Genomic DNA, 20,628 nt, shown 5'->3' on the forward strand with positions numbered 1-20,628 from the left:
TCACCCTGCATGAGGCCCTGCGTCTATGCCGCCGGACATGACCCATTCCAGCTTTTGCAATTGGATCCGCTACAAGCACCTGGTGCTGATCGACACCCTGGCGCGCACGCGCAACATGCATGCAACCGCCACCCGCATGAACCTTAGCCAGCCGGCCCTGAGCAAGATGCTGCGCGACCTTGAGGAGCAGTTCGGCTTCGCCCTGTTCGAGCGCCTGCCGCGCAGCATGCCACCTACCGAACTGGGCGAATACGTAGTGCGTTACGCACAGGGTGCGCTGGCCGAGTCGCAGCAGTTCGTCGACCAGGTCAACCGCTTGCGCAACGGCGGGCACGGCTTTATTCGGGTTGGCGGTATCTTTGCCGCGACTGCATTGGTTCTGCCGCAGGCCATCGCCGCCATCAAGGCGCGCAGCCCGTTACTGTCGATTGAGGTGGTGGAGCACTCCAGCGATCACCTGCTGGCCATGCTCGAGCAGAACAAGCTGGACATCATGATTGGCCGCTTTACCGAGGAACGCTACAGCCAGCTGTTCGACTTCCAGCCCTTGGAGCCCGAACCTTTCAGCCTGGTGGTGAACAGCGAGCACCCGCTCAACCTGCTCGACAGCACCCCCCTTGAAGCGCTGGGCGACTGGCCGTGGGTGCTGTATCCGGTGGGCACGCCGATCCGCAACCGCCTGGAGCAAGCGTTCCGGGTGGCCGGTATCGCCACGCCTGCCGACAGCGTCGAGACTATCTCCATGCCGATGTTCCTGCAACTGCTGCAATCGGCACCGATGATTGCCATGTTGCCGCGCTCGATGGTTGCTGCACAGCTGGCCAGCGGGCAATTCAAGGAGCTGAGCAGCCCCTTGCATGTACCTGCGCTGGAGTATGGCGTGGTCACCCGTAAGGATGAACCGCTGAGCGCTTCGGCCCGGGCGTTTGTCGAGATCCTGCTGGAGGGCGCACAGCGTCGCAGGGCCGTGCAGAGGTAGCCCCGAGGGCCATATGGCGCCGCCCTCATGGCCCCCAGGTGATTGATGATCAGGTGCTGAAATCCGCTTGCGATAACGCCAGGTTATCGCTTGATCGGATCATCTCATTGGGAATGCCACGCAAGGCTTCTTAAAGTGGCCACAGCCATAACAAGAAGTCAGCCGCACCGCCCTGAGAGGTCCCATGCAACTGATTGCCAAATCCGGTGACCCTGCCGTCATCCGCTTAAACCCGCTGGACAATGTACTGATCGCCCGTCAGCCGCTGCCGCAAGGCCTGCGCCTGGAAGCCGAGGCGATTACTGTGCGCCAGCCTATCCCTTCGGGCCACAAGCTCGCCACGGTTCGTGTGGAGCAGGGCCAGCCGCTGCGCCGGTATGGCCAGATCATCGGTTTTGCATCGCAGGCCATCGACGCTGGCGACCATGTGCATGTGCACAACGTCCAGATGGGTGATTTTGCCCGCGACTATGCCTTCGGTGTTGATACCCGCAGCCAGCCGGGCAGTGCAGCGCAGTTCCAGGGCATCGTGCGCGCCGATGGCCGGGTCGCCACCCGCAACTACATCGGCATTCTCACATCGGTGAACTGCTCGGCAACGGTGGCCCGGGCGGTGGCCGACCATTTCCGCCGCGACATCCACCCCGAAGCGCTTGCCGACTACCCGAACATCGACGGGGTGGTGGCCCTGACCCACGGTGCCGGCTGCGCCGTGGACCCCAGCGGCGAAGCCCTTGGCCTACTGCGCCGAACCCTGGCCGGGTACGCCGTGCACCCCAACTTCGCGGCCGTACTGATCATCGGCCTGGGCTGCGAAACCAACCAGATCGAAAGCCTGCTGGAAACCCAGGGCCTGCAGGGCAGCGCACAGTTGCGTGCCTTCACGATCCAGGGCATCGGTGGCACCTCGAAAACCATCGCGGCGGGCATCGAGCAGGTTCGCAGCCTGCTGGCCGAGGCCAACCAAGTGAGGCGCCAACCGGTCAGCGCACAGCATCTGGTCGTCGGCTTGCAATGCGGCGGCTCCGATGGCTACTCGGGGATTACCGCCAACCCCGCACTGGGCAATGCGGTTGACCGTTTGGTGGCGGCCGGTGGTACCGCGATCCTTTCCGAAACCCCGGAAATCTACGGCGCCGAGCACTTGCTGACGCGCCGCGCGGTCAGCCGTGAGGTGGGGGAGAAACTGGTGGCGCGCATTCGCTGGTGGGAAGACTACTGCCAACGTATGAACGCCGAACTGAACAACAACCCTTCGGCCGGTAACAAGGCAGGCGGGCTGACCACCATCCTCGAGAAATCCCTCGGTGCGGTGGCCAAGGCGGGCTCCAGCAACCTGGTCGATGTGTATCAGTATGCCGAAGCCGTGCGCGCACAAGGCCTGGTGTTCATGGACACCCCCGGCTACGACCCGGTCTCGGCCACCGGCCAGGTGGCCGGCGGTGCCAACCTGATCGCGTTCACCACTGGTCGAGGTTCGGCATACGGCTGTGCCCCGGCGCCGTCGATCAAGTTGGCCACCAACAACCGGGTATTCGAGCACCAGCAAGAAGACATGGACGTCAATTGCGGAGGCATCGCCGATGGCTCCACCAGCATCGAGGAGCGGGGTGCTTACATCTTCGAGCAGATGCTGCGCATTGCCTCCGGGGCGCGCAGCAAAAGCGAACAGCACGGCTATGGGCAGAACGAATTCGTGCCCTGGCAGATTGGCGCCGTGACCTGATCGTCCGCTCCCGTCCCTTTTTTGAGGCAACCGTAATGACTCAAATCACACGTTACAACGTGCAAGCGCTCATCGCCTTTGTTGAGCAACTGTTCGTAAAGGCCGGTGCCGATAGCGAAGTCGCCCAGGTGGTCACCCGGGTGCTGCTCGAAGGCGAGCTGCTCGGGCACCGTACTCATGGCCTGAATCTGGTCAGCCGTTACATCGATGGCATGCTCAGCGGGCAGGTCAAGGCCCGCGCACAGGCACTGGAGCAGGTGTCGGACAGTGGTATTTCCAGCGTGTTCGACGGCCATTATGTACTGGGGCCCTACTGCGTCAGCCGTGCACTGGACTGCGCAGCCAAAGGTGCGGTGGCGCAGGGCATCGGTATCGCCGTGGTGCGCCGGGCGTCGCACATAGGTTGCTTGGCCGCTTATCTGAAGCCCTATACCGACCAAGGCCTGGTGGCCATGGTCTACTCGTCGGACCCCTCTGTGGCGCTGGTCTGCGCCCATGGCGGCGTGGAGCCGGTATACACCCCCAACCCGATTGCTGCCGGTATACCGACCCAGGGCGAGCCGATACTGCTGGACGTCAGCATGTCCACGGTCACCCTCGGGTTGGTGGGCCAATGCCGCGATGCCGGCAGCCGCCTGCCGCACCCGGTGCTGGTGAGCAACGACGGGCAACTGAGTGATGACCCGCGTGATTTCTTCACCACCCCGCCAGGCAGCATCCTGCCTTTGGGGGGGCAGGCCTTTGGTCACAAAGGCTTCGCCCTGGCGCTGCTGGTCGAAGCCCTGACCTCGGGCCTGGCCGGTCATGGACGCAAGGACGAACCCACCCAGTGGGGCGCCTCGGCCACTGCCGTGGTCATTGACCCACGCTTCTTCGGTGGCCTGGAGGCGTTCACCCACGAAATCAGCTTCCTTGGCCGCCTGATCCTGGCGAGCCGCCCGCTCGATCCCGAACGCCCGGTACGCCTGCCCGGGCAGGCCGGCCTTGCCCTGCGTCGCCAGGCACTGGCGCAGGGCGTGAGCCTGTCGCCACAGTTGATGGCCGACCTCGACCGCCTGGCCGGGCTGCTGGAACTGCCGACATTTTCCCAATAATGCACAGTAAGGGTACACAGATGACTGATGAACGATCGAACACCCATCAACCGCTACCGCTAAGTTGTGATGCCAGCGTGTTCGACAGTGGCAGTTGGGTAGGGCGCGTCTGGTTGCCGGAACAGGGGCCGGCGGTGGTGCGGGTGAAGGCTGGCGCCGTCTACGATATCAGCACCCATGTGGCGACGGTCTCGGCGCTGCTTGAAGTGGACGACCCGGCCGCTTACCTGCGTGGCTTGCCGTTGGCCGAGCCGCTCATCGCGCTACCGGCGTTACTGGCCAACAGCGACCCCGCCCGGCGCGACCCGCGCCAGCCATGGCTGTTGGCACCCATCGACCTGCAGGCGGTGAAGGCCGCTGGTGTGACGTTCGCCACCAGCCTGCTGGAGCGTGTGGTTGAAGAGCAGGCCAAGGGCGACCCGGCCAAGGCCGATGCTATCCGTGACACCTTGGCCAGCCGGATTGGCGCCGACCTGTCGCAGATCGTGCCGGGTTCGGCCCAGGCCGAAGCGCTGCGCAAGGTGCTGGTGGAGCAGGGCCTGTGGTCGCAATACCTGGAAGTGGGCATTGGCCCGGATGCCGAAGTGTTCACCAAGGCCCAGCCGCTGTCGGCGGTTGGCCATGGCGCGGACATCGGCATCCACCCCAAGTCCAGCTGGAACAACCCGGAGCCGGAAGTGGTGCTGGCGGTGTCCAGCGATGGCAGCATCAAGGGCGCCATGCTCGGCAACGACGTCAACCTGCGCGACTTTGAAGGGCGTAGTGCCTTGCTGCTGTCCAAAGCCAAGGACAACAACGCCTCCACTGCATTGGGGCCGCTGCTGCGGCTGTTTGACGAAAGCTTCGGGCTGGACGACGTACGCGCTGCCGACGTGGACCTGCGGGTCGAAGGTGAAGACGGTTTCGTGCTGTCGGGTCGCAGCTCCATGCGCCAGATCAGCCGCGACCCGCAAGACCTGGTGCAGCAGACGCTTAACGAAAACCATCAATACCCCGACGGCCTGGTGCTGTTCCTTGGCACCCTGTTCGCGCCCAAGCAGGACCGCGACCAGTCGGGTAACGGCTTTACCCACAAGCCGGGCGATGTGGTGAGCATCAGCAACCCGCAACTGGGTACCCTGTGCAACCGCGTGACCACCAGCGACCTGGCCCCGCAATGGGCGTTTGGCCTGCGCGCGCTGATCGACAACCTTGGCCGGCGTGGCCTGCTGGAGGTTGCAGCCACTGCACGCAGGCCCTGAACGACAGGCTGCGCCAGGGAGGGGCGCAGCATCAACGAGGGATCGTCAAGGCGCTGACAGCGCGGCAACAATAATAATAAAGGTCGACACATGAACCCTATGAAGAAGTACCAGCGCATCACCGTCGTGTTCCTGCTGCTGATCGGCATCGTCAACTACCTGGACCGTAGTGCGCTGTCGATCGCCAACACCTCCATCCAGAAAGACATGATGATCAGCCCTTCGCAGATGGGCATCCTGTTGTCGGCGTTTTCCATCGCCTATGCCTTTGCCCAACTGCCGATGGGCATGATCATCGACCGCCTGGGCAGCAAGATCGCCCTCGGTGCCTCGTTGCTGGGCTGGTCGGTTGCCCAGGCCGCGTTCGGCATGGTCAGCAGTTTTGCCGGTTTCATGGGCCTGCGAGTATTGCTGGGGATTGGCGAGGCGCCGATGTTCCCGTCGGCCGCCAAGGCCTTGTCGGAGTGGTTCGATGCCAACGAACGCGGCACACCAACCGGCGTGGTGTGGTCGTCGACCTGTCTTGGCCCCTGCCTGGCACCGCCGTTGCTGACGCTGTTCATGGTCAACTTCGGCTGGCGCGGCATGTTCATCATTACCGGCGTGATCGGCGTGGTACTGGCGGTGTGCTGGCTGAGCTTCTACAAAAGCAAGGCGCGATACCTGGCCGAGCTGGCCGCCGAAGGCAAACCGCTGCCGGATGAGCACCTGGCGCCTGCGGCCTCGGTTCATGCGCCGAAGCCTTCCTACTTTGCCGGCTGGCTCGACCTGTTCAAGCACCGCAGCACCTGGGGGGCGGTACTGGGCTTCATGGGTGTGATCTACATGCTGTGGCTGCACCTGACCTGGTTGCCGGGTTACTTCGAGCGTGAGCACGGCCTTGACCTGTACAAGACCGCCTGGGTCGTGTCGCTGGCCTACGGTTTTGGCGCGGCAGGTACCATCGTTGCCGGCCGCTTCTGCGACTGGCTGGTAAAGCGTGGCATGAGTGTGCTGGGCAGCCGCAAGTTCAGTGTCATCACCGGTCTGGTGCTGGCAGCACTGTTCACCTTGCCGCTGTCGTTCGTCACCGGCCTGACCGGCTGCATCATCCTGCTGTGCCTGGCGCTGTTCAGCATCAACATGGCCAGCGCAACGGCCTGGATGATCGTCAACACCATCGTCGACAGCCAGCGCGTGGCCTCGTTCGGTTCGATCCAGAACTTCGGCGGTTATATCGCCGGCTCTGTCGCGCCGATCGTGACCGGCTTCAGCATCCAGTATTCGGGCTCGTTCGCCACGGCGTTCATGATCAGTGCGGTGGTGGCGCTGTGCTCGGCGGTGGCTTACTTCCTGCTGCTGCAGGCGCCGCTTGGCAGCGTGAAGGCTGAGGCGGGGGACATGGTCACCGCGACGGAGTGACCCACGGTACTTGCCAGGCGTGCAAGTCTGTATGTATAACCAGTGTTTGTTCCAGCCGCCTGACTCTGTATTTGTGATCGCTCATTCCGTCGACGACCCGTTCTACTACTTGCACAATTTCCGCCAGGTGCTGCTGTGGGTAGAACAGCGCTACCAGGACCTGCTCGATGAACAGGAGCTGGCGTTCATCCAGGCCTTCAACCAACTGGAGGCGCCAGCTCAGGCCTTGATGGTGCGCATGGTCATGCGCAAGGGCGAGTTGTTTCGCAGCGACCGGCTGGACTACGTCGAAATCGGCGATACCGTGCTGGCGCTGCAGCCGTTGCAGGCGCTCGGCTGGGTACGCGAGCCCGAGCAACTGGCGCTGGAGCAACTGTTCGCCTTGCTGCGCAAAGACGAGCTGGCCCATTGCTTCGCCCCGCAATTGACCCGCCCCCGCGCCGCCAAGCAGGACCTGCTGGCACAGCTGCAACCCTTGGAACTGGCTGCCCGACCACTGAGCGAGTGGTTCCCCGACAGCGAAGTACGCATTGTCCAGTGGTGCCTGCAGCCCCTGTGCGACCGCATGCGCTTGCTGTTTTTCGGCAACCTGTACCAGGACTGGTCTGACTTCGTCCTCGCCGACCTGGGGGTGCTGCGTTACGAGCAGGTACCGTTCAGCACCGATTCACGCGCCTTGCAGCAACGTGCCGAAGTCGACCTGGCCATGGCGCTGCACCAGTGCGCCGAGCGGCTGGAGCAGGGCGGCGACCCGCTGCCCATCCTCGCCGCCTTGCAGGGCCTGCACAGCGACAACCCCTGGCTGGCCCGGCGCCATGCGCGGCTGCAATTCGCCCTGGGCCAACACTGCGAGCGCCTGGCTGAATGGGACCTGGCCATGGCCGTGTATGCGCAGTGCAACCATGCCCAGGCGCGTATCCGCCAGGTGCGGGTGCTGGAGCGCAGCGAACAGTGGCCCCAGGCCCACGCATTGGCGTTGCAGCTGGCTGCGGCACCTGCCAATGCGCTGGAAGTGCAGGCGCTGGAGCGCATGCTGCCGCGCCTGGCGCGAAAACTCGGCGGCCCGCCACAGCGGCGCCAGCGGGTTGCGCCACTGGAGCTGATCGAACTCGAACTGCCCCGCGAGCACGCAGCACTCGGCGTGGAGGAAGCCGTCCGCCAGCATCTGGCACAAGCGGGAGGCCAGGCACACTACGTGGAGAACACGCTGTTCAACAGCCTGTTTGGCCTGTTGTGCTGGGAGGCCATCTTCGCGCCGGTGCCCGGCGCGTTCTTCAACCCGTTCCAGGCAGGGCCGCAAGACCTGCACGACAGCGACTTCCAGCAACGGCGCAGTGCGCTGTTCGATCACTGCCTCGGTCGGCTCGACGATGGCAGCCATCACCAGGCGATTCTCGACTGCTACAAGGCCAAGCAGGGTTTGCAGTCGCCATTCGTGTTCTGGTCCATGCTCAGCGAGGAACTGCTGGAACAGGCCTTGGCTTGCCTGCCAGCGGCCCAGTTGAAGCAGTGCTTCCTGCGCCTGTTGCAGGACATTCGCAGCAACCGTGCCGGCATGCCCGACCTGATCCAGTTCTGGCCCGAGCAGGGCCGTTATCGCATGGTCGAGGTGAAGGGCCCAGGTGACCGCCTGCAGGATAACCAACTGCGCTGGCTGGAATTCTGCCGGCAACACGGGCTACCGGTCGCGGTGTGCCATGTGCGCTGGTGCGACACACCTTGAGCTACAGCGTGGCGGTGCGCGCCTTGTGCGAGTTCAGTGCCAAGGTGGGTGACCTGGACCTGCGCTTCACCCCGTCGCCCACCGCTCAAGAGGGCATTGAAGGGCACCAGCGGGTAGTGGCACGGCGTGCTGCCGGCTACGAGTCGGAAATTACCCTCGAAGGCCAGTTCGAAACCCTCAAGGTGCGCGGCCGTGCCGACGGTTATGACCCGGCCAGCAATCGCCTGGAAGAGATCAAGACACACCGTGGCGACCTGGCGCGCCAGCCGGCCAACCACCGGCAGTTGCACTGGGCGCAGGCCAAGGTCTATGGCTGGCTGATGTGTCAGGCACGTCAACTGCCAGCCATTGAGGTGACGTTGGTGTACCTGGACGTCGACAGCGATGGGCAGACGCTGTTCAGTGAGCATTACACGGCGACTGAACTGCGGGCCTTCTTCGAAATCCAGTGTCAGCGCTTTCTGGGCTGGGCTCAATGCCAGCAACGACGTCTGGCCGAACGCGACCAGGGCCTTCAGGCACTGAGCTTTCCCTACCCACAGTTCCGCCAGGGCCAACGGCAATTGGCCGAAACCTTGTACAAGGCGGTGAGTACCGGCCGTTGCCTGATGGCCCAGGCCAGCACCGGCATTGGCAAGACCCTCGGGACCTTGTTCCCGCTGCTCAAGGCCATGGTGCCGCAGCAGCTGGACAAACTGTTTTTTCTTACGGCCAAGACGCCGGGCCGGGCGCTGGCGCTGGATGCCATGCGCCAGATTACCGAAGCAACGCCGCAGCCCGCGTTGCGCACACTGGAGCTGATCGCCCGCGACAAAGCCTGCGAGCACCCGGACAAGGCCTGTCATGGCGAGTCCTGCCCATTGGCGGCGGGTTTCTACGACCGCTTGCCGGCGGCGCGCGAAGCGGCGGCAGCACGGCCGCTGCTCGACCGCGCCAACCTGCGCGAAGTGGCCTTGGCACATCAGGTATGCCCTTACTACCTGGGCCAGGAGATGGCCCGCTGGGTCGACGTGCTGGTCGCCGACTACAACTACTACTTCGATGCGCATGCGCTGCTGTACAGCCTTGCCCAGCTCAACCAGTGGCGCGTTGCCGTGCTGGTGGACGAGGCGCACAACCTGGTCGAGCGTGGGCGCGGCATGTACAGCGCCAGCCTCGACCAGGGCCAGTTGCTGGCGTTACGCCAGAGCAAACCACCCGGGCTTGGCAGTGCGCTGGACCGGCTGAACCGCCAATGGAATGCACTGTATAAAGAGCAGCGTGCACCGTACAAGGCCAGCGAGTCGGTGCCCGAAGGCTTGCTGCGTGCCTTGCAGCAGTGCATCGGGCTGATTCATGATCAGATGAACCAGGCGCCCGCACACTTGGACCCGCAGGTGTTGCAGTTCTTCTACCAAGCCTTGCAATTCACCCGGGTGGCCGAGCTGTTCGACGAGCACTTTCTGTTCGACATCAGCCAGCGCCAGGGCCCACGCAAGCGCCGGCTGGCCACGCTGTGCCTGCGCAATGTCACCCCCGCGCGCCTACTGGCCCCGCGCATGCAGGCGGCGCGTAGCGTGACGCTGTTTTCCGCCACATTGACCCCGCGGCATTTCTACAGCGACCTGCTGGGCATGCCAGCCGACACCGCCTGGCTGGAAGTGGCTGCGCCGTTTCGCGCAGAGCAACTTGAGGTGCGGATTGCCAGCCAGGTGTCTACCCGTTACCAGCAGCGTCACGCCTCTCTGGCGCCAATCGTCGAGCTGATGGCCCGGCAGTATGAGCGGATGCCGGGCAACTACCTGGCGTTCTTCAGCAGTTTCGAATACCTGCAGCAGGTGGCAGGGCTGTTGGCAGAGCAGCATCCGCAGATTCCGCAATGGGCTCAGGAACCGGGCATGGACGAGGCGGCCCGTCAGGCATTTCTCGATCGTTTTGTCAGCGACGGGCAGGGCATCGGCTTTGCCGTATTGGGCGGTGCTTTCGGTGAGGGGGTGGATTTACCGGGCACGCGGCTGATCGGCGCCTTTGTCGCCACTCTCGGGCTGCCGCAGGTCAACCCGGTCAACGAGCAGTTCAAGCAGCGCCTTGGGCGGCAGTTTGGTGCGGGGTTCGATTACGCCTATCTCTACCCGGGGGTGCGCAAGGTGATCCAGGCGGCGGGCCGGGTTATCCGAGGTGACCAGGACCGTGGCGTACTGGTGCTGATTGATGAGCGCTTCGCCGAGCCCCGGGTGCAGCAGATGTTCCCAGGGTGGTGGCCGACGGCCATTTAGTTGGCTGGCCGGCTTAGCGCCGTACGGGCGGCCCTCGACGCTGTAAATGGGTTAAGATCTGGCCCGTTCAGCTATAAGTCCCTGAATATCAAGATGATGGCACTGCTTCGGGTTCGAATGGCGTGCGCTTGAAACGTCATTGGCCCTTGTTCATCAATCGTTTCGACTTGCTTCAGATGCTGGCCGGCTCAATACCGGCCGCCGCTTCGCTACAGGATTCACGTTTTGTCCGATCTCTCCAACAATCCCCTGCTGCAGTACATGGCCCGCCTGGCCCCATCCAGCCAGCAAACCATGCGCTACATCCTTCAGGACGCCGCCGACCGGCTGGGCTTTGTCGACTGCAACATCGTCGATGTGCCTTGGCATCGGCTCGAACCCGGTCATGTGATTGCGCTGGTGGCTGCCCTGCGTGCCGACGGATATGCCCCCAACAGCTCGTCGCTGTACGTCAACGCGATTCGCGGGGTGATGAACGAGGCCTGGCGGCAGGGCCTGATCGATCATGAGCAGCTGTTGCGCATTCGCGAGGTCAAGCCGGCCACTGGCACTCGCCTGCCACCCGGGCGCAACTTGCGGCGCAGCCTGATTCGCGAGCTGATGGATGTGTGCGCGGCCGACCCTCGGCCGCAAGGCGTACGCGATGCCGCGATCATTGCCTTGCTGTACGGTACCGGCATGCGCAAGTCGGAGTCGGTCGACATCGACCTGAACCAGGTCGATTTCCAGGCGCGTAGCCTGCAGGTGGTGGGCAAGGGCAACCACCAATTGGTCAAGTATGCCCCGCCATGGGCATTCGAGAAGTTGCAGGCTTGGCTCGACCTGCGCCGCCAGGACCTGCCTGCCGGTGCGGAAGATGACCCGTTCCTGTTCAACCGCATCCGCCGTGGCAGCCACATTACCCGGGCGCGCATTACCAAACATGCCATCTACTACATCGCCCGCCAGCGCGGTGCGCAGGTGGGGGTGAAGATCATGCCGCATGACTTCCGTCGGGCATTCATTACCCGGGTGATCGAAGAGCACGACCTGTCGATTGCGCAGAAGCTGGCACACCATGCCAATATCCAGACCACGGCCATCTACGACCGGCGCGATGACAACGAACGCCGCCGTGCGGTGGACCGCTTCGACTACTGAGTCTTGATGTATTCGGGGCCGCTTTGCAGCCCCGATTGCATTTCTGCTGGCACCGAAACAGGGCCAGTGCGCGCCCCCGCTTTGTGCGCAATTCCCCCGTATGCCCTGTGCCAGAGCGGCTTTGAGAAAAGTTTCATCTGCCTTCACCTGCGAAGTTGGCCCGCAAACTGCTATATCCAGCCTGCGAATTTGATCGAGTGGTCAGGCCGTGCGCGCTAGCAGCCGCCCGCGCCGGACCCTCTAAACGGCCAGCAGGCCACGAATTTCAGGGGCCGCAGGATGTCGCTCGCGGAGCAGATCGAACAACAACAAGACGATGCAGGCTGGAGCGCCCACCTGCAGTTGCGCTTTGTCAGGCGCGACGACGTGACCCGCCTTGGTGCGTGTCGCCATTTCGGACCTCTTTTGGTGCAGCGGCCTTTCTATCCTGAAGGTGCCCCGTGCCATGTCTATGTGTTGCACCCGCCGGGAGGCATCGTCGCCGGCGACCGCCTGGAACTGGATATCCACCTGGAACCTGGCAGCCACGCGCTGCTGACCATGCCCGGCGCCAGCAAGTTCTACCGCAGCATCGGCCCCACCGCACGGCTGACCCAGCGTTTTCGGCTGGCGGCGGGCAGCACCCTGGAATGGCTGCCGCAAGACAGCATTTTCTTCTCCGGCGCCCGCGCCAGCCTCGACAGCCGTTTCACCCTGGAACCCGGGGCGCGGCTGCTGGCCTGGGAAACCTTGTGTCTCGGGCGCCCGGTCATGAACGAGCGTTTCGAGCAGGGCAGGCTGGACAGCCGTTTGCACATTGAACTGCCCGACGAAGTCGGCCTGCACGAACGCCTGCGCATCGAAGGCGGGCGCCTGGACAAGCTCGGCGGCCACCCGCTGCTCGCCACGTTCTGTGCAGCACCGGCCGACCAGGCGGTGCTGGAGCAAGTTCGCCCGCTGCTGGATGAGCTGGCCACCCCGGCCGGCGCGACCCTGCTGGGTTCGTTGCTGGTCATCCGTGTGCTCGACCACGACAACCAACACCTGCAACGCACCCTGCAACGCCTGTGGCATGTGCTGCGCCCGGCCGTCCTTGGCCTGCCAGCTTGCCCACCACGCATTTGGGCCACCTGAGAGAGCGCCATGGAGCTGACCCCGAGAGAGAAAGACAAACTGCTGCTGTTTACCGCCGCACTGCTGGCGGAACGGCGCCTGGCCCGTGGCCTGAAGCTGAACTACCCGGAAGCGGTGGCGCTGATCAGCGCCGCCGTGCTCGAAGGCGCACGCGATGGCCGCACCGTGGCCGAGTTGATGAGCCTGGGGCGCGAAGTGCTGACCCGCGAGCAGGTGATGCCCGGCATTGCCGAAATGCTCCACGACGTGCAGGTCGAAGCGACCTTCCCGGATGGCACCAAGCTGGTGACCGTGCATGACCCCATCGTCTGAACCTGCCAAGGAGCCCCGCATGATTCCAGGTGAAATCCAGGTCGCTGCTGGCGACATCGAACTGAACAGTGGCCGGGAAACCGTCAGCGTCAGCGTGGCCAACCACGGTGACCGGCCGGTGCAGGTCGGCTCGCATTACCACTTCTACGAAGTCAACGACGCGTTGGTGTTCGACAGAGCGCCCACCTTGGGCTTTCGTCTGGACATTCCGGCCGGCACTGCCGTGCGTTTCGAGCCAGGCCAGGCGCGCACCGTGCAATTGGTGGCCTACGCCGGCAAGCGTGAGGTCTACGGCTTCCAGGGCAAGGTGATGGGTGCACTGGAGGGCAAGGTATGAGCCGTATTTCCCGCCAGGCCTATGCCGACATGTTCGGCCCCACGGTGGGCGACCGCGTGCGGCTGGCCGACACGGCGCTGTGGGTTGAGGTAGAGAAGGACTTCACGATCTATGGCGAAGAAGTGAAGTTCGGCGGCGGCAAGGTGATCCGCGACGGCATGGGGCAAGGTCAGATGCTGGCCGCCGAAGCCATGGACCTGGTGCTGACCAACGCGCTGATCATCGACCACTGGGGCATCGTCAAGGCCGATATCGGCATCAAGCACGGGCGTATCGCGGTGATCGGCAAGGCCGGCAACCCCGATGTGCAGCCGGGCGTTAACGTACCGGTCGGGCCAGGTACCGAAGTGATCGCGGCCGAGGGCAAGATCGTCACCGCCGGCGGCGTGGACTCGCATATCCATTTCATCTGCCCGCAGCAGGTGGACGAGGCGCTGAACAGTGGCGTCACCACCTTCATCGGCGGCGGCACCGGGCCGGCCACCGGCACCAATGCCACCACCTGCACGCCCGGCCCCTGGTACCTGGCGCGCATGCTGCAGGCCGCCGACAGCCTGCCGATCAACATCGGTTTGCTGGGCAAGGGCAATGCCTCGCGGCCTGAAGCGCTGCGTGAGCAGATTGCGGCTGGTGCGGTGGGCCTCAAGCTGCATGAGGACTGGGGCTCGACGCCGGCCGCCATCGACTGTTGCCTGGGCGTGGCCGAGGAAATGGACATCCAGGTGGCGATCCACACCGACACACTCAACGAATCCGGTTGCATCGAAGACACCTTGGCGGCCATCGGCGACCGCACCATCCATACCTTCCACACCGAAGGTGCCGGCGGTGGCCATGCGCCGGACATCATCCGCGCGGCGGGGCAGGCCAACGTGTTGCCTTCCTCGACCAACCCGACCCTACCGTACACGGTCAACACCGTCGACGAGCACCTGGACATGCTGATGGTCTGCCACCACCTTGACCCAAGCATTGCCGAGGACGTGGCCTTTGCCGAATCACGCATCCGCCGCGAAACCATCGCAGCCGAGGACATTCTCCACGACATGGGCGCCTTTGCCATGACGTCGTCCGACTCCCAGGCCATGGGCCGGGTCGGGGAAGTGGTATTGCGTACCTGGCAGGTCGCGCACCAGATGAAGCTTCGCCGTGGGCCTCTGGCGCCCGACACCGCCTACAGCGATAACTTCCGGGTCAAGCGCTACATCGCCAAGTACACCATCAACCCGGCACTCACCCATGGCATCGGCCACGAAGTGGGGTCGGTGGAGGCGGGCAAGCTGGCCGACCTGGTGCTGTGGTCGCCGGCGTTCTTCGCGGTCAAGCCGGCGCTGGTGATCAAGGGTGGAATGATCGTCACCGCACCCATGGGCGATATCAACGGCTCCATCCCCACGCCGCAGCCGGTGCACTACCGGCCCATGTTCGGCGCTCTGGGCGCGGCGCGGCATGCCACGCGCATGACCTTCCTGCCCCAGGCGGCCATGGACCGCGGCCTGGCAGAGGAGCTGAAACTGCGCAGCCTGATAGGCGTGGTCAACGGCTGCCGCCGCGTGCGCAAGCCGGACATGGTCCACAACACCTTGCAGCCGCTGATCGAGGTCGATGCGCAAACCTACCAGGTGCGTGCCGATGGCGAGCTGCTGGTCTGCGAGCCGGCCAGCGAGTTGCCGCTGGCCCAGCGTTATTTCCTGTTTTGAAGGAGTACCAATGATTGTCTTGACCCGCCGCATCACCGAGCCCGGCACGCTCACCGAAACCGGCACTGTCACCCTGGATGTGGACAGCCGTATCAAGAGCCGCCTGCGCGTGACCCTGGACGATGGCCGCGAAGCCGGCCTGATGCTCGAACGCGGCCACCTGCTACGCGGGGGAGAGTTGCTTGCCGATGCCGATGGCAGCCAGCTGATTCGCGTGCTGGCGGCACCCGAAACGGTGTCGACGGTGCGCTGTGCCGACCCGCACCTGTTGGCCCGTGCGGCCTATCACCTGGGGAACCGCCACGTGCCCCTGCAGATCGAGCCTGGCCTGCTGCGTTTTCAGCACGACCATGTGCTGGACGACATGCTGTGTGGTCTGGGCCTGACGGTGGAGGCTGAACAGGCGCCGTTCGAGCCCGAAGCGGGCGCCTACCAGAGCGCGCCGCATGGCCACAGCCATGCCCACGGCAACGATCACCCGTTCGTTCGCCTGCCTGCCCATTCCTGAACTGCCCTGGAGCAACCCATGAAAAAGACCTTCGCCCTGTTTCTGCTGATGCTGGCGCTGCCGGCTTTCGCTCACCCTGGGCATGACAGCAATCCGTTGCACGATGGCCTGCTGCACCCGCTGACGGGCCTTGACCACCTGCTGATGCTGTTGGGCACTGGCGTACTCGCTGCACTGACCCGACGTAGCCTGATGCTGCCCTTGGCAACCCTGGCGGCGATGTTTGGCGGGGCAGTCTTTGGCCACTTGTTCGGTGACGTGCTGGGCATGGAAACCCTGATTGCCGTGTCGCTGCTGGTGGCCGCCGGGGCGGTGCTGCTACCGAGCCGGCAGTTGCTGCTGGCCATGGCCATGCCGGTGTTTGCCCTGTTCCACGGCTGGGCCCATGGCGTGGAAGCCACGCCAAGCGCGTTCTGGCAGTTCAGCGCCGGCTTTGTCACGGTCAGCGGCTTGCTGTTGGCGGTGGGCTTCGCCGTCGGGTGCCTGCTGCGCCGGCACAGTGGCCTGCAGAAAGCCTTCGGTGGTGGCCTGCTAGCCGGTGCCGCGCTGGTGCTGGCCGGTTGATGGACAGCGACCTGGCGTTGCTGCGCCTGTTGCAGCTGGCCAGCCCCGGCCTGCCGGTGGGCGGCTTTACGTATTCGCAAGGCCTGGAGTGGGCGGTCGAGGCGGGCTGGGTGAAAGGCGTGGACGGCTTCGCTGCCTGGCAGCGCGAGCAGGTCGAAGACACCTTGGCGTGCCTGGAATGGCCGGTGCTGGCGCGCCTGTATCACGCGTGTCAGGCCGAGGACGCCGAGGCCTTCAGCCACTGGAGCCGCTTCTTGCTGGCCAACCGCGAAACCGCCGAGCTGCGCCTGGAAGAGCAGCAGCGTGGTGCGGCCTTGGCGCGGCTGCTCGACGGCTGGCAACTGGGCCAGTCACCCGCATGGCGCGCCAGCCTTGAACTGACCCAGTTGGGCGGTATGGCCTGGTTGGCTGCGCACTGGGGCATTCCACTGCGTCAGCTGGCCCTGGGCCATGGCTTTGCCTGGCTCGAAGGCGCGGTCATGGCCGGGGTCAAGCTGGTGCCGTTCGGCCAGCAGGCGGCCCAGACCTTGCTGCGCGACCTGGGCACCGAATTGCCCGCTGCACTTGACCAGGCCCTGGCGCTGGCCGATGACCAGCTCGGTGGCGGCCTGCCATTGCTGGCCATTGCCTCATCGCGTCACGAAACCCAATACACCCGTTTGTTCCGTTCCTGAGGACTGCCTTCATGCAAAGCTATCAACAACCCCTGCGCGTCGGTGTCGGCGGCCCGGTCGGCTCTGGCAAGACCGCACTGCTGGAAGCGCTGTGCAAGGCCATGCGCGATCACTACCAGATCGCTGTGGTTACCAATGACATCTACACCAAGGAAGACCAGCGCATCCTCACCGAAGCCGGCGCCCTGGAGCCGGAGCGCATCGTGGGCGTGGAAACCGGCGGTTGCCCGCACACGGCCATCCGCGAAGACGCCTCGATGAACCTGGCCGCCGTTGAGGCGCTGGCGCGCAAGTTCGGTAACCTTGAGGTCATTTTCGTGGAAAGCGGCGGTGACAACCTCAGCGCCACGTTCAGCCCGGAGCTGGCCGACCTGACGATCTATGTGATCGACGTGGCTGAGGGCGAGAAGATTCCGCGCAAGGGCGGCCCGGGTATTACCAAGTCGGACTTCCTGGTGATCAACAAGACTGATCTGGCGCCCTATGTGGGGGCTTCGCTGGAAGTGATGGAGCGCGACACCCAGCGCATGCGCCCGCAGCGGCCGTGGACGTTCAGCAACCTGAAGAAGGGCGAGGGGTTGCAGGCGGTGATCGACTTTATCGTCGAACGCGGGATGCTGGGCGTGCGCGGCTGACTAAACGCGTCCCTTGTGGGAGCGGGCGTGCCCGCGAAGCAGGCGACTCGGTGCCTGGCACCGGCTTTGCCGGTGTTCGCGGGCACGCCCGCTTCCACAGGAGTGTGTGGTGCCTTGGAGCTTAGGTGTGGCAGCAGTGGGGCTTTTCTGGCTGCCCTTCATACCGGTCATGGTGCCGCACCCAGTCCATGGTCCCGCCTTCGTTGCGCCCCAGTGGCGCAATGTCCAGGAAGTTGTAGGTGTTGACCAGGATGTCCAGCCCACGGGCATAGGTCGAGTAGGTGTGGTAAACGCTGCCGTCCGCTTCACGGTAGAACGCGCTCAGGCCAGGCAACTCGCTTTCACTGCCGTCATACGGCTCATAGTTGTACTGCCGTTCTCCCTCGCTGCCCACACTGACGCCAAAGTCCTCGTTGAAACCACTGCCCTGTGACGAGTACCACGGGAACTGCCAGCCCATGCGGCGGCGAAACGCCTGAAATTCGGCATAGGGGGCCCGCGACACCGCCACCAGCGACACGTCGTGGTGCGCCAGGTGCAGGTTGGCGCCGTCAAAGTGGTCGGCCAGGAACGAACAGCCGGTGCAGCCTTCACTCCAGCCTTCGGCGAACATGAAGTGATAAAGCAGTAGCTGGCTGCGGCCTGCGAACAGGTCAGCCAGGCTCAGTTCGCCGTCCGGCCCCTGGAAGCGATAGCCTTGCTCGACCTTGACCCAGGGCAGGGCGCGCCGCGCTGCGGACAGCGCGGCGCGGTGGTGGGTAAAGGCCTTTTCGTGCAGCCAAAGTTGCCGGCGTGCTGCCAGCCACTGGCTACGGGAAACCACCGGGTGCCTGCTTTCGCTTGTGCTCATGGTGCTGTCTCCACACTGGGGATTCACACACTAGTCGAGCACGCGTTTGCCGATTCGACAGGCACCGGTAGCCGGGCGATGAGTGGTTATCCGCTTAGCCCGAATGGGCAATGTGGCCCTCGGTCAGTTCATCTGCGGCGTCATCCTCTCCGGGCAGCGCGGTGATCACGCTGAAGTCGCTGACTTCCACCTTACCGCCGCCATACCCCAGCAAATGGAAGGAAAACGCTTTGCGTTCGGTCGGGTTGTCGAAGCTGAACTCCATCTCCAGCGGTTCGTCGGCGGTGACCTTCACCTCGGCAGGCAGGCCCAGTGGCACATCCTGCTCCAGTTGCTTGGCCTTGAGCTGGATGTAGGCGACACGCTTGGGGTCCAGCGAGCGCACCTTCACCCGCACGCGGGTGTGCGAGCCTTCCGGCATTTCAAGGTACTGGGCGCCGATCAGGTTATCGGCCCAGTCATCGTGAATGCGCTTGCGCAGCTTGATCGGCGAAGGGCCGCCGAACTGGTAACGCAGGTTAAGCGGGGTTTGCAGCAGGGACTGGTCGAGTACCCCGGCCAAAGCGCCGATCTGCTGGCCGAGCAGGCTGTCGCCCGGGCCCAGATAGCGGGCCTGGTCGGCAATGAAGCCCTCGCTGGCGTAACGCCGGCAGCGCTGCTGGAAGTCACATTCGGTGAAGACGCCCTGGCCGTTGTGATAGCGCAGCATGCCATTGGTGTAGGAAATCATTTCGCGGCCGGTATCGTAGTCGCGGTACAGCGAGCGACCACCAAGCGCTATTGGAATGGGCAGTGCAAAGTAGTCGAGCACGGAGGTGGCCAGGTCGATATGGCCGTACGTGCCGCGCTTGATGTGGGGCAGTTGCGCCTGCTCCGGCGCCAGGGTGAGGTTGAAGCCCCAGGACGAGGCCAGGCGCACACCGTCGATGCCGTGGGATTCGTCGGAGGTCACCACCACCAACGTGTCCTTCAGCACGCCCTGGCGTTCCAGGTTATCGAGAAACGCCCCCAGTGCATCGTCCAGGTAAGCCACGGCAGCCTGTTTGGGCGTGTCATAGCGTTCCAGGTAATCGGCGGGTGCCGAATACGGCTGGTGCGTGCCCACGGTAAGCAGGGTCAGCATCCAGGGTTTGTCCTGCTTTTGCAGCTGGCCGACGTAATCCAGGGCACCTTCGAAGAAGGCCCGGTCATCCTTGCCCCAAGGGAAATCCAGGTAGTTCTTGTTGCGGAACCACTCGAGGCCGTGCACCGAATCGAAGCCGATGTGCGGCATGATGCGGTCCTTGGCCATGAAGCGCAGGCCGGCCCCTTGCAGGTAATGGGTGGTAAAGCCGGCCTGGCGCAGTTGCGCCGGCAGGCAGGCCTGGTTGCGTTCGTTCTGGGTTAGCAGCTCGACGCCCTTGGGCGTGCCATTGGCCAGTTTGTCGTAGTCACCACACAGCATCGCGTACAGGCCGCGGATGGTCTGGTGGGTGTGCAGCACGTAGTCCGGGGTGTTCATGCCGCGCTCGGCCCACTGGCTGACCTTGGGCATCAGGTCTTCGTCGAAGCGGCTGTGCAGGGCCTGGCGATTGGGCCGCAGGTAGGCCCCGGGGATACCTTCCACCGTGATGACCAGCAGGTTGCGAGCACTGCCTGGCCCGGCCAGTAGGCGCTGGCCATGCAGGTCGGATTGCGTCAGGCCGCTGCTGGCCAGCGGCGTGAACGTTTGCGTGCGGCCCATCCAGCCCTCGACCTTGCGCTCCAGGGTGCCCACCCCGGCAGACATCAGTTGGTGGGTGAGGTTGTATTGCCGCCATTGATCGGCGTCGCTGGGGACCAGCTGCTGGCTGCCCCAGTGGGTAGCGAACAGCAGCGCGGGAATGGCCCAGGCCTTGCGCGGCAGCGGCGGGCTGCGCCGGGTGCGGCCACGCCAAGCGGTGGCCAGCCAGGCCAGCAGGCCTGCGCCCATTACCCAGGGCAGCCAGGCATGGGCTAGGCCGCCGCCGGTAGAGTTCTCCATGAATTGCGGGTCGACGAGGTACGTCAGGTCGGCGCTGGTGGGCAACCGGCCCACCGCGCTCACGAGTTCGGCCGAGGCCACCCACAGGGCAGCCCAGGCCAGCAGCACGGGCAGGGCCAGCCACCATGGCCGACGGTGCAGCAGCAAGACCAGCAGGCTGCCGAGGGCGAGGTCGGACAGGTAACCGAGCGGGTTGGACCAACCCAGCATGGCGCGCGTACCCAGTGGGATCACCAGCACCAGGGCTGCCAAGGCGGCAAGCCGGGTACGTGGGTGGTCGGACAGGTTCTTCACAAAAACTTCCCTTTTGCCATTAAATCGTCATGCATCTGTGCTGGATGATAACAGGCCGGGGAAGGGAAAGCGGTTCGCTA

Annotated in this window: 18 protein-coding genes; 16 read left to right on the forward strand and 2 right to left on the reverse strand. The window is 64.4% G+C overall.

The annotated features are described in order from the left end of the window. Window positions 1-25 precede the first annotated feature (25 nt). From ACF8R4_RS22510 to ureG, 16 genes are all read left to right on the forward strand, one after another. Entirely contained in the window at window positions 26-979 is a 954-nt protein-coding gene (locus tag ACF8R4_RS22510; RefSeq protein WP_060498958.1) for a LysR family transcriptional regulator, read from the forward strand. Window positions 980-1,163: 184 nt separating this feature from the next. Further along, on the forward strand, window positions 1,164-2,705 hold the full coding sequence (locus tag ACF8R4_RS22515; RefSeq protein WP_060498959.1) for a UxaA family hydrolase: 1,542 nt from the start codon (window positions 1,164-1,166) through the stop codon (window positions 2,703-2,705). 35 nt (window positions 2,706-2,740) lie between these two features. Then, window positions 2,741-3,799 (forward strand): Ldh family oxidoreductase, encoded by a 1,059-nt coding sequence (locus ACF8R4_RS22520; protein WP_104834838.1) that lies wholly within the window; start codon window positions 2,741-2,743, stop codon window positions 3,797-3,799. Window positions 3,800-3,819: 20 nt separating this feature from the next. Further along, window positions 3,820-5,040, forward strand: coding sequence for a fumarylacetoacetate hydrolase family protein (locus ACF8R4_RS22525; protein WP_060499046.1), 1,221 nt, complete (start codon window positions 3,820-3,822; stop codon window positions 5,038-5,040). A 99-nt stretch (window positions 5,041-5,139) separates the two neighbouring features. Next, the gene (locus ACF8R4_RS22530; RefSeq protein ID WP_060498961.1) at window positions 5,140-6,441 is read left to right on the forward strand and encodes an MFS transporter; all 1,302 of its coding nucleotides are present in this window, start codon (window positions 5,140-5,142) and stop codon (window positions 6,439-6,441) included. Between the two features lie 73 nt (window positions 6,442-6,514). After that, complete coding sequence (locus tag ACF8R4_RS22535) at window positions 6,515-8,164, forward strand: VRR-NUC domain-containing protein (protein ID WP_392493490.1); 1,650 nt, start codon at window positions 6,515-6,517, stop codon at window positions 8,162-8,164. Continuing rightward, window positions 8,161-10,419: an ATP-dependent DNA helicase gene (locus ACF8R4_RS22540; RefSeq protein ID WP_223625311.1), complete on the forward strand. Its 2,259-nt coding sequence runs from the start codon at window positions 8,161-8,163 to the stop codon at window positions 10,417-10,419. The genes ACF8R4_RS22535 and ACF8R4_RS22540 overlap by 4 nt, the downstream gene beginning before the upstream one ends. 225 nt (window positions 10,420-10,644) lie before the next feature. Then, window positions 10,645-11,559 carry a tyrosine recombinase XerC gene (gene xerC / locus ACF8R4_RS22545; RefSeq protein WP_060498963.1) on the forward strand — a complete coding sequence of 305 codons (915 nt, stop codon included), beginning with the start codon at window positions 10,645-10,647 and terminating at the stop codon, window positions 11,557-11,559. Window positions 11,560-11,838: 279 nt separating this feature from the next. Continuing rightward, window positions 11,839-12,672, forward strand: a complete 834-nt coding sequence (locus tag ACF8R4_RS22550) for an urease accessory protein UreD (RefSeq protein ID WP_392493493.1) — start codon at window positions 11,839-11,841, stop codon at window positions 12,670-12,672. Between the two features lie 9 nt (window positions 12,673-12,681). Further along, window positions 12,682-12,984, forward strand: a complete 303-nt coding sequence (locus tag ACF8R4_RS22555) for an urease subunit gamma (protein WP_003253929.1) — start codon at window positions 12,682-12,684, stop codon at window positions 12,982-12,984. A 19-nt stretch (window positions 12,985-13,003) separates the two neighbouring features. Beyond that, complete coding sequence (locus ACF8R4_RS22560; protein ID WP_060498965.1) at window positions 13,004-13,321, forward strand: urease subunit beta; 318 nt, start codon at window positions 13,004-13,006, stop codon at window positions 13,319-13,321. Then, window positions 13,318-15,021, forward strand: a complete 1,704-nt coding sequence (gene ureC, locus ACF8R4_RS22565; protein ID WP_392493494.1) for an urease subunit alpha — start codon at window positions 13,318-13,320, stop codon at window positions 15,019-15,021. Before ACF8R4_RS22560 ends, ureC begins: the two co-directional genes overlap by 4 nt. Before the next feature lie 10 nt (window positions 15,022-15,031). After that, window positions 15,032-15,529, forward strand: coding sequence for an urease accessory protein UreE (ureE, locus tag ACF8R4_RS22570; protein ID WP_060498967.1), 498 nt, complete (start codon window positions 15,032-15,034; stop codon window positions 15,527-15,529). An 18-nt stretch (window positions 15,530-15,547) separates the two neighbouring features. Further along, window positions 15,548-16,093, forward strand: coding sequence for a HupE/UreJ family protein (locus tag ACF8R4_RS22575; protein ID WP_060498968.1), 546 nt, complete (start codon window positions 15,548-15,550; stop codon window positions 16,091-16,093). Next, window positions 16,093-16,767 carry an urease accessory protein UreF gene (locus ACF8R4_RS22580; protein ID WP_392493495.1) on the forward strand — a complete coding sequence of 225 codons (675 nt, stop codon included), beginning with the start codon at window positions 16,093-16,095 and terminating at the stop codon, window positions 16,765-16,767. The genes ACF8R4_RS22575 and ACF8R4_RS22580 overlap by 1 nt, the downstream gene beginning before the upstream one ends. Before the next feature lie 11 nt (window positions 16,768-16,778). Next, entirely contained in the window at window positions 16,779-17,402 is a 624-nt protein-coding gene (ureG, locus tag ACF8R4_RS22585) for an urease accessory protein UreG (protein ID WP_010953755.1), read from the forward strand. A gap of 121 nt (window positions 17,403-17,523) precedes the next feature. On the opposite strand, the gene ACF8R4_RS22590 is transcribed toward ureG, so the two are convergent. Beyond that, a complete protein-coding gene (locus ACF8R4_RS22590) occupies window positions 17,524-18,252 on the reverse strand; it encodes a thioredoxin family protein (RefSeq protein WP_156866683.1) in 729 nt (242 codons plus the stop codon). 94 nt (window positions 18,253-18,346) lie between these two features. Continuing rightward, window positions 18,347-20,548, reverse strand: a complete 2,202-nt coding sequence (locus tag ACF8R4_RS22595; protein WP_200928467.1) for an LTA synthase family protein — start codon at window positions 20,546-20,548, stop codon at window positions 18,347-18,349. Window positions 20,549-20,628 lie beyond the last annotated feature (80 nt).

It is taken from the genome of Pseudomonas sp. FYR_2, from assembly GCF_043106425.1.
Lineage (GTDB): Bacteria > Pseudomonadota > Gammaproteobacteria > Pseudomonadales > Pseudomonadaceae > Aquipseudomonas > Aquipseudomonas monteilii.